A 12,922-nucleotide genomic window follows, 5' to 3' on the forward strand; every position below is an offset into this window, starting at 1 on the left:
GGCCTCGCCCACTCCGTGGTGCACTGTTTTTTTTTTTTTTTTAGATGCCGGTCCCCCCGCCGGCTCCTCCCTTCTCCTTTTCGTCGGCTGCGACAGATGTGTAAAAGAGACGGGTCGAGCCGGTTCGTCCCAACGAGGAGAGCAAGGTCGGTTTCTTCGCCCGCCTCAAGCAAGGCCTGTCCAAGACCAGCGCCAGCATCGGCGAGGGCATGGCCAGCCTGTTCCTGGGCAAGAAAGCCATCGACGACGAACTGCTCGAGGACCTGGAGACCCGCCTGCTGACCGCCGACGTCGGGGTCGAGGCCACTTCGGTGATCATCCAGAACCTGACCCAGAAGGTGGCGCGCAAGCAGCTCACCGACTCCGACGCGCTGTACGCCTCGCTGCAAGCCGAGCTGGCGAGCATGCTCAAGCCGGTGGAGCAGCCGCTGAAAGTCGTGGCGCAGAACAAGCCGTTCGTGATCCTGGTGGTCGGCGTCAACGGCGCCGGCAAGACCACCACCATCGGCAAGCTGGCCAAGAAGCTACAGCTGGAAGGCAAGAAGGTCATGCTGGCCGCTGGCGACACCTTCCGCGCCGCGGCGGTGGAGCAGTTGCAGGTCTGGGGCGAGCGCAACAAGATCCCGGTGATCGCCCAGCACACGGGCGCCGACTCGGCCTCGGTGATCTTCGACGCCGTGCAGGCCGCCAAGGCCCGTGGCATCGACGTGCTGATCGCCGATACGGCGGGGCGCCTGCACACCAAGGACAACCTGATGGAAGAACTGAAGAAGGTTCGTCGGGTTATCGGCAAGCTGGATGCCGACGCACCCCATGAGGTGCTGCTGGTGCTGGACGCCGGTACTGGCCAGAACGCCATCAACCAGGCCAAGCAGTTCAACCAGACCGTGGAGCTGACTGGCCTGGCCCTGACCAAGCTCGATGGCACCGCCAAGGGCGGGGTGATCTTCGCCCTGGCCAAGCAGTTCGGCCTGCCGATCCGCTACATCGGCGTCGGCGAAGGCATCGACGACTTGCGCACCTTTGAAGCAGAACCCTTTGTCCAGGCACTGTTTGCCGAGCGGGAGCGTTCATGATTCGTTTCGAACAGGTCGGTAAGCGCTATCCCAATGGTCACGTTGGCCTGCATGAGCTGAGCTTTCGCGTCCGGCGCGGCGAATTCCTGTTCGTCACCGGCCATTCCGGCGCCGGTAAAAGCACCCTGCTGCGCCTGCTGCTGGCCATGGAGCGTCCGACCTCGGGCAAACTGCTGCTGGCCGGCCAGGACCTGGGGCAGATCAGCAATGCGCAGATCCCGTTCCTGCGCCGGCAGATCGGCGTGGTGTTCCAGAACCACCAGCTGCTGTTCGATCGTACGGTCTTCAACAACGTGGCCCTGCCGCTGCAGATCCTCGGCCTGTCCAAGGCCGAGATCGCCAAGCGCGTGGACTCGGCCCTGGAACGCGTGGCCCTGTCGGACAAGGCCGAGCTCTACCCGGGCGACCTGTCCACCGGCCAGCAGCAGCGGGTCGGCATCGCTCGCGCCATCGTCCACCGTCCGGCCTTGCTGCTGGCGGATGAACCCACCGGTAACCTCGACCCGCGTCTTGCGGCGGAAATCATGGGCGTATTCGAAGATATCAACCGTCTGGGCACCAGCGTGCTGATCGCCAGCCACGACCTGGCCCTGATTGCCCGCATGCGCCATCGCATGCTGACCCTGCAACGTGGCCGCCTGATCGGCGATGGGGAGGCCGGCGTATGAGTGCCACCCGTACCCCTAAAGTGGCGGAGCGCGTGGCGCCCAAGGCCTCCGAGGCACCGCCGCCGAAGAAAAAACGCGACGAAGACGATGGTCCCGACTTCGGTACTTTGCTGCACGCCTGGATCGAAAGCCATCGCGCCAGTCTGCTGGACAGCCTGCGGCGCCTGGGCAAGCAGCCGATCGGCAGTTTCTTCACTTGCCTGGTGATGGCCGTGGCCTTGAGCCTGCCCATGGGCCTGTCGCTGCTGCTCAACAACATCGAGCGCCTGGGCGGCTCTTGGCAGCGGGCGGCGCAGATCTCGCTGTACCTGGATCTGGGGGCATCGGCCAACGAGGGCGAGAGCCTCAGCGAGCAGATCAAGGGCCTGCCGGGCGTGGCGGATGCCGAATTCATCAGCAAGGAAAAGGCCCTGGAAGAGTTCCAGCAGCAGTCCGGGCTGGGCGAGGCCTTGCGCGAGCTGCCGCATAACCCGCTGCCGGGCGTGGTCCTGGTCACGCCGCAGGAAGTGGACAAGACCACCCTGGAGGCCCTGCGCCAGCGCCTGGCGGAAATGCCCAAGGTGCAGTTGGCCCAGCTGGACCTGGTCTGGGTCGAGCGATTGGCGGCGATCCTCAAGCTGGGCGATCGTTTTGTCTTCGGCCTGACGGTGCTGCTGGTCTCTGCATTACTTTTGGTGATAGGCAATACCATTCGTCTTCATATTGAAAACCGCCGCACGGAGATCGAAGTGATTAAACTCGTCGGCGGCACAGACAGCTACGTGCGACGTCCTTTCCTTTATATGGGCGCGTTGTATGGCTTCGGCGCGGGGATCTTGTCCTGGGGTGTCCTGGCCTTCGGCCTGGACTGGTTGAACGATGCGGTGGTGGGCCTGGCAGGCCTCTACGGCAGCGATTTCGCCCTGGCGGGGGTACCTGTCGCCGACGGTCTGTCGCTCTTGCTAGGGGCGGTGCTGTTGGGTTATATCGGTGCGTGGATTGCGGTGGCCCGTCACCTGAGGGAGCTGGCACCGAAGTAGTGTCTTTTTGCTTGTATTGACCTTTCAGCGTTCATGGGAACTTGTTTAGCGGTTTCCGGTCAATTTTCGCAGTGCTGAACTGCACGAGTTATGTGAGTCGGAGGTTTTTTCGTATGACCACTTCTTTGCAACCTGCTTACGCATTGGTTCCAGGCGCAAACCTGGAGGCCTATGTGCATACGGTGAACAGCATTCCATTGCTGACGCCGGAGCAGGAGCGTGAACTGGCCGAGAGTCTCTACTATGAGCAGGATCTTGAGGCAGCTCGGCAGATGGTGCTTGCCCACCTGCGTTTTGTCGTACATATCGCCCGCAGCTATTCCGGCTACGGGCTGGCCCAGGCCGACCTGATCCAGGAAGGCAACGTCGGCCTGATGAAAGCCGTGAAGCGCTTCAACCCCGAGATGGGCGTGCGCCTGGTGTCCTTTGCCGTGCACTGGATCAAGGCGGAAATCCACGAGTTCATCCTGCGCAACTGGCGGATCGTCAAGGTCGCGACCACCAAGGCCCAGCGCAAGCTGTTCTTCAACCTGCGCAGCCAGAAGAAGCGCCTGGCCTGGCTGAACAACGAGGAAGTCCATCGCGTGGCGGAAAGCCTCGGCGTTGAGCCGCGTGAAGTGCGGGAAATGGAAAGTCGCCTGACCGGCCAGGACATGGCCTTCGACCCGGCTGTCGAAGCCGATGACGACAGCGCTTTCCAGTCGCCGGCCAACTACCTGGAAGATCACCGCTACGATCCAGCGTTGCAGCTGGAAGACGCTGACTGGAGCGACAACTCCACCAGCAACCTGCATGAAGCGTTGCAAGTGCTGGACGAGCGTAGCCGCGACATCCTCTACCAGCGCTGGCTGGCCGAAGAGAAGGCCACGCTGCATGACCTGGCGCAGAAGTACAACGTTTCCGCCGAGCGGATCCGCCAGCTGGAAAAGAGCGCGATGAACAAACTGAAGCTGTCCATTGCCGCCTAAGCGCCAGCCAGGCCACAAACCAGACGCCCCGAGATGATCGGGGCGTTTTTGTTTGTGCCTTGATGTTCTACTCGGCCCAGGGCGCCCGGCGTGATTCGTCCAGGCGATTGAGGTAGTCGGCCCCGCCCAGTTGGCTCATCTGCCGTCGGATCCAACCGGCACGCTGGAGCACGTAGGTACTGGGGCGAGCCGCGCTCCAGACCCGGGGGTTGGGCAGGACCGCCGCCAGCAGGCTGGCTTGCTGGCGACTGAGATTGGCGGCGCTGACGCCGAAGTGATGGCGTGCGGCGGCTTCGGCGCCGAACACGCCTTCGTCCCACTCTGCACTGTTGAGATAGACCTCGAGAATTCGCTGCTTCGGCCAGAGCACCTCGATCAGGGCGGTGAACCAGGCTTCCAGGCCCTTGCGCAAGTAACTGCGGCCGGACCACAAGAACAGGTTCTTCGACACTTGCTGGCTCAAGGTGCTGGCGCCGCGGATCTTGCCGCCGCGTTCGTTGTAGGCCAGGGCTGCCTGGATGGCATCGAAGTCGAAACCCCAGTGCTCGGGGAATTTCTGGTCTTCGCTGGCGATCACCGCGACCTTGAGGTTATCGGAGATCTCATCCCAGGGTTTCCAGCTGCGCTGCAGGTCGATGGGGTCGCCGTCGACCCAGGATTCGATCTTGCGCTCCACCATCAAGGCCGTGCCTGGCGGCGGTATGAAGCGCAACAGCAGCACCAGCGCGATACTGCCGACGACGAACCACTTCAAGGCTTTTACCAGACGACGAAACAGATAACGCAGCATAGAGATGGCTTGGCCGAACCGTTTGAGCGCGCCATTATACAGGCCCTTTGCGCGGAATCTGACTGGAGTTCCCCATGTTGCGTGGCTTCCTGATGCTGGCTGCTTTCTTCGGTTTCACCGGGGTGGGCCTGGGTGCCTTTGCCGCCCACGGCCTGAAGAATCGCCTCAGCGCCGAGTACCTGGCCATTTTTCACACCGGAGTCACTTACCAGCTGGTGCACTGCCTGGCCTTGTTCGGCGTGGCGCTGCTGGCCACCCAAGTGCCGGGACGCCTGGTGACCTGGGCGGGAGCGGCCTTCACCCTGGGCATCCTGTTGTTTTCCGGCAGCCTGTACCTGCTGACCCTGACCGGTATCGGCAAGCTGGGCATCATCACTCCGCTTGGCGGCCTGGCCTTCCTTGCCGGCTGGCTGTTGCTGGGGCTGGCCGCCTGGCGCCTGCAGGCGGCGGCCTGACGCTTGTAGCTGACCTTTAGGTCATGATCGGGCTAGAATGCTGGCCCCTAAAAAGTGATGGCGGCCTCGAGCATGCGCATTCAGTTGAACGGTGAATCCTTTGAATTGCCCGATGGCTCGACCGTCGCGGCCCTGCTGACGCGCCTGGACCTGAGCGGACGGCGAATCGCGGTAGAGCTCAACATGGATATCGTTCCGCGCAGCCAGCACGCTGAAACCTCCCTCAACGAGGGTGACCAGGTGGAAGTGGTCCATGCCATCGGCGGCGGCTAGCCAGCAACTGCCGCGCCCGGCAGCGCTGCGCTGAAGCCGCCCACGATGCCCAGCCAGTCGGCTGGCCTTGCATTGGCGCCTGTTCTGCCTTTCCTGCGCACTACCTGCCCGTGGCGTTCGATCTACCAAAGAATTCTGCAAGAACCTCACCCCAACAGAGGATTTCCGATGAGCAACGTTCGTAGTGACAAGCCTTTCGTCCTGGCCGGTCGGACGTACCAGTCGCGTTTGCTGGTAGGCACCGGCAAGTACCGCGACCTGGAAGAAACCCGCCTGGCCATCGAGGCCTCCGGAGCCGAGATCGTGACCGTCGCCGTGCGCCGGACCAACATCGGCCAGAACCCGGGCGAACCGAACCTGCTGGATGTCCTGCCGCCGGACCGCTACACCATCTTGCCCAACACCGCCGGTTGCTATGACGCGGTGGAAGCCGTGCGTACCTGCCGCCTGGCCCGCGAGCTGCTCGATGGCCACAACCTGGTGAAGCTGGAAGTCCTGGCCGACCAGAAGACCCTGTTCCCCAACGTGCTGGAAACCCTCAAGGCCGCCGAAGTGCTGGTCAAGGAAGGTTTCGACGTGATGGTCTACACCAGCGACGACCCGATCATCGCCCGCCAGTTGGCGGAAATGGGCTGCATCGCGGTCATGCCCCTGGCCGGCCTGATCGGCACCGGGCTGGGAATCTGCAACCCCTACAACCTGCAGATCATCCTCGAAGAAGCCAAGGTCCCGGTACTGGTGGATGCCGGTGTCGGCACCGCCTCCGATGCCACCATCGCCATGGAGCTGGGGTGCGAGGCGGTGCTGATGAACTCGGCCATCGCCCATGCACAGCAACCGGTATTGATGGCCGAAGCCATGAAACACGCGATTGTCGCGGGCCGCCTGGCGTACCTCGCCGGTCGCATGCCGAAGAAACTCTATGCCAGCGCATCCTCGCCGCTGGATGGTCTGATCAAGTAAGAGCCATTGATGACTGAATCAAACGACACGCCAATCCAGCCGGAAGCTGGCGACGAACGCCAGCACCGCCGTATCAAGAGCTTCGTGATGCGCGCCGGACGCATGACCGAAGGCCAGCAACGCGGCCTGGAGCAGGGCGCCCCGCTGTATGTGCTGCCCCTGGCCGATGCCCCGGTGGATTACGACCAGGTGTTCGGCCGTTCGGCGCCGCGCTCCCTGGAAATCGGCTTCGGCATGGGCCACTCGCTGCTGGAAATGGCGGCGGCGGCCCCGGAGCAGGATTTCATCGGCGTGGAGGTCCACCGTCCGGGCGTCGGCGCGCTGCTCAACGGCGTGCTGACCCAGGGCCTGACCAACCTGCGGGTCTACGACTGCGACGCCATCGAAGTGCTCAACCGCTGCGTGGCCGATAACAGCCTCGATCGCCTGATGCTGTTCTTCCCCGATCCGTGGCACAAGAGCCGGCACCACAAGCGCCGTATCGTCCAGGCGTCCTTCGCCGAGCTGGTGCGCAGCAAGCTCAAGGTCGGCGGTATCCTGCACATGGCCACCGATTGGGAGCCCTATGCCGAGTACATGCTGGAAGTGATGAACGTCGCCCCGGGTTATCGCAACCTGGCCGAGGACGGCAAGTACGTGCCGCGTCCGGCCGAGCGTCCGATCACCAAGTTCGAACGCCGCGGCGAGCGCCTGGGCCATGGCGTCTGGGACCTGAAGTTCGAGAAGCTCGACTGACCTGCCGCCCCTCTTCCCGAGGGGCTCTTGCCGGGCCCTGCAATGGCCCGGTCGCTACACCTCGGTGATGCAGCTGGCCGGCACTTGGTCGGCCAGCCACACGCCATTCTCCGCCTGGTAGAACTTGCAGCCCTGGGCCTGCATGGCCTGGGTGTCGACCTGCAGCAGCACCACCTGGCCGTAGCGTTGGCCCACCGAGCGGGCAGTGTCGGGGTCCTGGGACAGGTGCACGTGATGGCGTGAGCCTGGAATCAGGCCCTTCCGGTTGATTGAATCCATGAAGCGCGTGGCAGTGCCGTGATAAAGCACCGCGGGCGGCTGGCGTTCTTCCAGTTGCAGCTGCACGGCCTTGCTGGAGTGGCCCTGGGCGGCGCGAATGCGCTGGCCGTCGGCCGACAGGGTGAAGCGTTTTTTGTCGTTGTCGCGCACGACCTGCTCGATCAGTTCCCGAGTCAGTGGCCGGCCCTCGCTGGCCGCGCCGGCGATCAGCGCGTCGATCTCGCCCCAGCCTTCACTGTCCAGTTCCAGGCCAATGGCCTGGGGCTCATGGCGCAGCACATAGCTGAGGAACTTGCTGGTGGTCTCCATGAGGCTCTTGCTCATAGGCATCCTTGTTCAATCAGGGATCCGCATCAGCGGCGATCGGCGACCACGCCGATCAGCACCAGCACCACCAGCAGCACGGGCGCCAGGCTGTAGTTGTTGAACTGGCTCAGGCCGCGGACGATCCACGGCGTGGCATAGATCAGCGCCAGGCCGCTGCCGATCATGCACAGCAGGGCCATCAACGGTACCCGCAGGGCGCCGGCGAGGCCGCCCAGGCGCGCTTCGACCCAACCCTTGATGTCGGCGCCGAACAGCACCAGCAGGCAGCCCACCAGCGCCAGGGAGATTTCCGAGAGGTTGCTGCGGCTCCAGCGGGACACGGTGGCAAGCAGGTCGAGTACCAGATCCATGTGATTTCCTTAGATCAGAAAGAATTGCAGCAGGTCGTTGAGGAACAGTTGCCCACGGGGAGTGGCCGCCAGGCGTGACGGTTCGACCTGCAACAAGCCGCTTTGTTCGGCCTGGCGCCGGCCTTCGGCGAGGCTGGCCAGGTCCAGGCCGGTGCGCTGGGCGAACAGCGCCGCGTCCACGCCATCGGTCAGGCGCAGGGCGTTCATCAGGAACTCGAACGGCAGCTCATCGTTATCCAGGGCCTTTTCGCCGGCCTTGAACGGCTTGGCCGGGTTCAGGTAATCCTTGGGCAGGCGGGTCTTCCAGGTACGCAGGATGCGCCCGTCCGAGTGACTGAGCTTGCCGTGGGCCCCGGCGCCGATGCCGATGAAGTCGCCGAAGCTCCAGTAGTTCAGGTTATGCCGCGCCGCACGGCCGGGCTGGGCATAGGCCGAGACCTCGTACTGGGCGTAGCCATGCGCGGCCAGCAGTGCCTGGCCGGCTTCCTGGATGTCCCACAGGATGTCGTCTTCCGGCAGGGTCGGCGGCTGGCTCCAGAACACCGTGTTGGGCTCCAGGGTCAGCTGGTACCAGGACAGGTGGGTCGGCTTCATGGCGATGGCTTGGCGCAGGTCGCCCAGGGCATCTTCCAGGGACTGGTCTGGCAGGCCGTGCATCAGGTCCAGGTTGAAGTTGTCGAACCCGGCCTGGCGCGCCATGTCGGCGGCCCGTACGGCTTCGGCACCGCTGTGGATGCGGCCCAGGGCTTGGAGCTTCTGCTCCTGGAAGCTCTGGATGCCGATGGACAGGCGGTTGATCCCCAGGGCGCGGTAGGCGGTGAACTTCTCCTGCTCGAAGGTCCCGGGGTTGGCTTCCAGGGTGATCTCGATATCGCTGGCGAACGGGATGCGTTGCTGTACCCCGGCCAGCAGCCGGCCCAGGGCCTGGGCGCTGAACAGGCTCGGGGTGCCGCCGCCGAAGAAGATCGAGCTCAGTTCCCGGCCATGAGCGGCAGGCAGGTCCTGGTCGAGGTCGGCCAGCAGGGCGTCCACGTACTCCTCTTCCGGCAGCGTCGGGCTGGCGGCGTGGGAGTTGAAGTCGCAATAGGGGCATTTGCGTACACACCACGGGATGTGGATGTACAGCGCCAGGGGCGGCAATTGGGGCAGGGCCGGCCGGGGCGCTTGCGCGCCGCCCAGGATCAGCGGCGACGCGGCGGGATCATGGTTCATTGCAGGCCCAGGCGTTGCCGCAGGATGGCCATGGCGCGGGCGCGGTGGCTGAGCTGGTTTTTTTCCACCGGGTCCAGTTCGGCGCTGGAGCAATTGCGCTCCGGCACCCAGAACAGCGGGTCGTAGCCGAAGCCGTGTGCACCGCTGGCGGCAGTAAGGATGCGCCCATGCCACAGGCCTTCGCAGAGGATCGGCAGCGGGTCGTCGGCATGCCGAACCAGGGCCAGGACGCAGACGAACTGCGCACCGCGCTGTTGCTCGGGAACCTCCTTGAGGGCCTCCAGCAGCTTGGCGTTGTTGGCCGCGTCGCCCTGGCCATCGGCGTAGCGCGCCGAATAGATACCCGGGGCACCGCCGAGAAAGTCCACCGCCAGGCCGGAGTCGTCCGCCAGGGCCGGCAGGCCGGAGATGCGCGCGGCGTTGCGGGCCTTGAGGATGGCGTTCTCGACGAACGAGAGTCCGGTTTCCTCGGGCTCGATGCTGCTGAATTCGCCGATCGAGCGCAGTTGCACCGAGGCGCCGAGCATGGCCTGGAGTTCTTTGAGTTTGCCGGCGTTATGGCTGGCCAGTACGAGTTGCGTGAGGTTCATCATTCGCCCGGGAATAGCTCTTGGTTGAAGCTGAAGCTGTTGGTATCGCCACCCGCTTGCACGCTGATGGTGAAGGTGCGGTTTTCCTGCTGTTCCACCGGGAATTGGGCGATGTAGTAGATCGCGCCCTGTTCGGTGATCTGGCGGAACTTCAGGGGAAAGCTCTTGCTGGTCAGGTCCTTGACCGTGCCGCTGACCTGGCCGACCAATGGCTTGCCGTCCTTGATCAGTGAAACGTTGATCACCCCCTGGTTCTTGCTGCGAACCAGCTCCGCGGCCCTGGCGATGTCAGGTTGCAGGTAGGTGGAGTTGAAGGTGTTGTAGTGCACGGTGATGTCGCCGAACACTTCCTGGCGTTCGCCCTTGATCGGGTCCGCCGCCAGGGCCGAGAGGCTCAGGCAGGCAGACAATAGAAAAGTGACCAGACGTCCCATGATCGTTCTCCTCGATGCGATGTGGGTCAAACCGCGACCTGGTGATCCTGCAGGCCGGGACTGCTGAGGCGGTAGATGCCGATCTCTCCCAACAGATTAGGCCATAGCTTACTGGCCCACCCATGGCGGTGTTGTTGATCGACCGCAAGGCGATTGATCACCCGCGCCTGGCGCTCGCGGCACAGTTCCTCGAAGTCCTCGAAGGTGCAGAAGTGGATGTTCGGCGTGTTGTACCAGGTGTACGGCATGAATTCCGACACTGGCATCCGGCCCTTGCTGGCCAGGTACCAGCGGCAGCGCCAGTGGCCGAAGTTGGGGAAGGTGATGATGCACTGGCGGCCGACCCGCAGCATCTCGTCCAGCAGCTGGTCGGGGTAGTGCACGGCTTGCAGGGCCTGGGTCATGACCACGACGTCGAAGCTGTTGCTGGCGAAATTGCCCAGGCCCTTGTCCAGGTCCTGCTCGATGACGTTGATGCCCTTGGCCACGCACTGGGCGATGTTGTCGGCATCGTTCTCCAGGCCGTAGCCGGTGACTTGCTTGTGTTGCTGCAACCAGCTCAGCAGTTCGCCATTACCACAGCCCAGGTCGAGGACGCGGCTGCCGGCGGGGATCCATTCCTGGATGATTTCCAGATCGGCTCTCATCGTGTCCTCACAGCGTGATGCGGTTCATGTAGTGACCGAATGCCTGCAGGTAGCGCGGGATCGGGATCAGGAAGGCGTCGTGGCCCTGGGGGGCGTCGATCTCCAGGTAGCAGACGTCCTTGCGCGCGGCCATCAGCGCGTCCACCAGTTCCCGCGAGCGGGCCGGGGAGAAGCGCCAGTCGGTGGTGAAGGACATCACGCAGAACTTGGCCGTGGCGTTGGCGAAGGTCCTGGCCAGGTCGTCGTCGCAGTTGGCCGCCGGGTCGAAGTAGTCCAGGGCCTTGGTCATCAGCAGGTAGGTGTTGGCGTCGAAACGCCCGGAGAACTCCTCGCCCTGGTAGCGCAGGTAGCTTTCCACCTGGAATTCCACGCTGTGGAAGTCGTAGTTGAGCTTTTCGCTCTTGAGGCCGCGGCCGAATTTCTCGCCCATGGAGTCGTCGGACAGGTAGGTGATGTGCCCCACCATTCGCGCCAGCATCAGGCCGCGCTTGGGAATTACGCCCTGTTCCTGGAACGAACCACCGTGGAATTCCGGGTCGGTGAGGATCGCCTGGCGGGCCACTTCGTTGAAGGCGATGTTCTGCGCCGACAGCTTGGGCGCCGAGGCGATGGCCAGGCAATGCCGGACCCGGTCCGGGTAGGTGATGGTCCATTGCAGGGCCTGCATGCCCCCGAGGCTACCGCCGATCACCGCGGCCCACTGGCCAATGCCCAGGCGGTCGGCCAGGCGGGCCTGGCTGTGCACCCAGTCTTCCACGGTCAGTACCGGGAAATCGGCGCCGAACGGCCGGCCGGTCTCCGGGTTGATGCTGCTGGGGCCGGTGGAGCCGTTGCAGCCACCGAGGTTGTTGAGGCTGACCACGAAGAACTTGTTGGTGTCGATCGGCTTGCCCGGGCCGATGCAGCTGTCCCACCAGCCGGGCTTGCGGTCCTCCGGGCTGTGGTAGCCGGCCGCATGGTGGTGGCCCGACAGGGCATGGCAGATCAGCACCGCGTTGCTGGCGCTGGCGTTGAGCTGGCCATAGGTTTCGTAGATCAGGTCGTAGGCCGGTAGCGAGCGGCCACACGCCAGGGCCAGGGGCTCGCTGAAGTGCGCAACCTGAGGTGTGACCAGACCAACGGAATCGGCGGGAAAGGCAGTTGGCATCGACCCTGCTCTCATTCAAATGAGGCGTAAGTCTAAAGACCGCTGTGTCCAGCGGCAAGCAAAGCCCGGGCCTGGATTTGGCTACTGGAAAGGACGGCCTGCGAATCAGGCCGGACGTGCCAGGCCCGGCAGCTCGGGGAGTTTCTTCGGCGCTTGCAGGCGTACCCGCTTCTGCCGGTTCAACTCACCGCTGACCAGGCTGACATGGCTCTTGGGAATGCCGAAGGCCTTGGCCAGGAACGCCATCAGGTGCGCGTTGGCCTTGCCTTCGACGGGCGGGGCGGTGAGGCGGATCTTCAGCCGATCGCCATGCAGGCCAGCGAACTCATCGCTGCTGGCCTTGGGCTGCAGGTGGCAATCGAGCAACAGGTCGTCGCCGTCCCAGCGGAAGTAGCTCATCAGATCAGCCCGAACAGCTCGCGGGGCATGAAGGCGTAGTACGCCAGGCGCGGGATCAGCCCCTGTTGCAACAGCTGGATCACCAGGAACGCCAGGATCGGCGAGATGTCCAGGCCGCCCAGGTTCGGCACGATGCGGCGGAACGGCGCCAGCAGCGGCTCGCTCAGCTGATAGGCCAGCTCGGCGCCGGGGCTCTGGCTGCCAGGCGCGACCCAGGACAGGATCACGCTGATGATCATGGCGAAGAACCAGATCTTGAGGAACAGCGCGAAGATGCCGATCGGCGCCCAGATCAGCAGCCCCAGCACGTTGAAGGGGATGCCGTAGAGGGTCAGGACGATGGCGAACAGCACCATCTGCACCACCAGGGCCAGCACCAGCGAGGACATGTCCAGGCCGAACATGCTGGGGATCACTCGGCGCAGCGGCTTGAGCAGCGGCTGGGTGGCCCGCACGATGAACTGGCTGATGGGGTTGTAGAAGTTGGCCCGCACCGCTTGCAGCATGAAGCGCAGCAGGACGACCAGCAGGTACAGGCTGCCCAGGGTCTGGATCACCAGGATGGCAGCGTCGTTGAGTCCGAACATATC

At 64.0% G+C, this 12,922-nt stretch carries 17 protein-coding genes and 1 pseudogene; 8 read left to right on the forward strand and 10 right to left on the reverse strand.

What is annotated here, in order from left to right; genetic code table 11:
- Window positions 1-146 precede the first annotated feature (146 nt).
- The 4 genes and pseudogenes from ftsY to rpoH form a co-directional block, all read left to right on the forward strand.
- Window positions 147-1,076 (forward strand): annotated as a pseudogene (ftsY, locus tag ACK6AU_RS11060) (signal recognition particle-docking protein FtsY); the annotation flags it as partial.
- Window positions 1,073-1,744, forward strand: a complete 672-nt coding sequence (gene ftsE / locus ACK6AU_RS11065) for a cell division ATP-binding protein FtsE (RefSeq protein ID WP_022641638.1) — start codon at window positions 1,073-1,075, stop codon at window positions 1,742-1,744. The pseudogene ftsY and the gene ftsE, both read left to right, overlap by 4 nt.
- Window positions 1,741-2,763: a permease-like cell division protein FtsX gene (ftsX, locus tag ACK6AU_RS11070; protein ID WP_185697041.1), complete on the forward strand. Its 1,023-nt coding sequence runs from the start codon at window positions 1,741-1,743 to the stop codon at window positions 2,761-2,763. Before ftsE ends, ftsX begins: the two co-directional genes overlap by 4 nt.
- Before the next feature lie 113 nt (window positions 2,764-2,876).
- The gene (gene rpoH / locus ACK6AU_RS11075; protein WP_185697042.1) at window positions 2,877-3,731 is read left to right on the forward strand and encodes an RNA polymerase sigma factor RpoH; all 855 of its coding nucleotides are present in this window, start codon (window positions 2,877-2,879) and stop codon (window positions 3,729-3,731) included.
- Between the two features lie 67 nt (window positions 3,732-3,798).
- Here the strand turns inward: rpoH and mtgA are convergent, their stop codons facing one another.
- A complete protein-coding gene (gene mtgA, locus ACK6AU_RS11080; RefSeq protein ID WP_085594448.1) occupies window positions 3,799-4,521 on the reverse strand; it encodes a monofunctional biosynthetic peptidoglycan transglycosylase in 723 nt (240 codons plus the stop codon).
- Window positions 4,522-4,595: 74 nt separating this feature from the next.
- Here mtgA and ACK6AU_RS11085 point away from each other — a divergent pair, with 74 nt between their 5' ends.
- The 4 genes from ACK6AU_RS11085 to trmB all read left to right on the forward strand — a co-directional run bounded on the left by ACK6AU_RS11085 (window position 4,596) and on the right by trmB (window position 6,947).
- A complete protein-coding gene (locus ACK6AU_RS11085; protein ID WP_185697043.1) occupies window positions 4,596-4,976 on the forward strand; it encodes a DUF423 domain-containing protein in 381 nt (126 codons plus the stop codon).
- 72 nt (window positions 4,977-5,048) lie between these two features.
- A complete protein-coding gene (gene thiS, locus ACK6AU_RS11090) occupies window positions 5,049-5,249 on the forward strand; it encodes a sulfur carrier protein ThiS (protein WP_221775070.1) in 201 nt (66 codons plus the stop codon).
- Between the two features lie 168 nt (window positions 5,250-5,417).
- Window positions 5,418-6,212 (forward strand): thiazole synthase, encoded by a 795-nt coding sequence (locus ACK6AU_RS11095; RefSeq protein ID WP_022641632.1) that lies wholly within the window; start codon window positions 5,418-5,420, stop codon window positions 6,210-6,212.
- 9 nt (window positions 6,213-6,221) lie between these two features.
- Window positions 6,222-6,947 carry a tRNA (guanosine(46)-N7)-methyltransferase TrmB gene (trmB, locus tag ACK6AU_RS11100; protein ID WP_409299304.1) on the forward strand — a complete coding sequence of 242 codons (726 nt, stop codon included), beginning with the start codon at window positions 6,222-6,224 and terminating at the stop codon, window positions 6,945-6,947.
- A gap of 54 nt (window positions 6,948-7,001) precedes the next feature.
- Here the strand turns inward: trmB and ACK6AU_RS11105 are convergent, their stop codons facing one another.
- The 9 genes from ACK6AU_RS11105 to ACK6AU_RS11145 all read right to left on the reverse strand — a co-directional run bounded on the left by ACK6AU_RS11105 (window position 7,002) and on the right by ACK6AU_RS11145 (window position 12,919).
- Window positions 7,002-7,550 (reverse strand): RNA 2'-phosphotransferase, encoded by a 549-nt coding sequence (locus ACK6AU_RS11105; protein ID WP_185697046.1) that lies wholly within the window; start codon window positions 7,548-7,550, stop codon window positions 7,002-7,004.
- Between the two features lie 29 nt (window positions 7,551-7,579).
- On the reverse strand, window positions 7,580-7,903 hold the full coding sequence (locus ACK6AU_RS11110; protein WP_022641629.1) for a DUF3392 domain-containing protein: 324 nt from the start codon (window positions 7,901-7,903) through the stop codon (window positions 7,580-7,582).
- Between the two features lie 9 nt (window positions 7,904-7,912).
- Window positions 7,913-9,115 carry a radical SAM family heme chaperone HemW gene (gene hemW / locus ACK6AU_RS11115; RefSeq protein WP_409299307.1) on the reverse strand — a complete coding sequence of 401 codons (1,203 nt, stop codon included), beginning with the start codon at window positions 9,113-9,115 and terminating at the stop codon, window positions 7,913-7,915.
- A complete protein-coding gene (gene rdgB, locus ACK6AU_RS11120) occupies window positions 9,112-9,708 on the reverse strand; it encodes an RdgB/HAM1 family non-canonical purine NTP pyrophosphatase (RefSeq protein WP_085594454.1) in 597 nt (198 codons plus the stop codon). The genes hemW and rdgB overlap by 4 nt, the downstream gene beginning before the upstream one ends.
- A complete protein-coding gene (locus ACK6AU_RS11125) occupies window positions 9,705-10,139 on the reverse strand; it encodes a DUF4426 domain-containing protein (protein ID WP_185697047.1) in 435 nt (144 codons plus the stop codon). Before ACK6AU_RS11125 ends, rdgB begins: the two co-directional genes overlap by 4 nt.
- Before the next feature lie 26 nt (window positions 10,140-10,165).
- Window positions 10,166-10,786 carry a methionine biosynthesis protein MetW gene (gene metW, locus ACK6AU_RS11130; RefSeq protein ID WP_185697048.1) on the reverse strand — a complete coding sequence of 207 codons (621 nt, stop codon included), beginning with the start codon at window positions 10,784-10,786 and terminating at the stop codon, window positions 10,166-10,168.
- A 7-nt stretch (window positions 10,787-10,793) separates the two neighbouring features.
- A complete protein-coding gene (locus ACK6AU_RS11135; protein WP_409299310.1) occupies window positions 10,794-11,933 on the reverse strand; it encodes a homoserine O-acetyltransferase in 1,140 nt (379 codons plus the stop codon).
- 105 nt (window positions 11,934-12,038) lie between these two features.
- Window positions 12,039-12,332 carry a DUF167 domain-containing protein gene (locus ACK6AU_RS11140; protein WP_185697050.1) on the reverse strand — a complete coding sequence of 98 codons (294 nt, stop codon included), beginning with the start codon at window positions 12,330-12,332 and terminating at the stop codon, window positions 12,039-12,041.
- A complete protein-coding gene (locus tag ACK6AU_RS11145; protein ID WP_022641623.1) occupies window positions 12,332-12,919 on the reverse strand; it encodes a YggT family protein in 588 nt (195 codons plus the stop codon). Before ACK6AU_RS11145 ends, ACK6AU_RS11140 begins: the two co-directional genes overlap by 1 nt.
- Between the last annotated feature and the right edge of the window lie 3 nt (window positions 12,920-12,922).

This window comes from Pseudomonas sp. KCJK8993 (genome assembly GCF_046230915.1).
GTDB classification, from domain to species: Bacteria; Pseudomonadota; Gammaproteobacteria; order Pseudomonadales; family Pseudomonadaceae; genus Aquipseudomonas; species Aquipseudomonas piscis.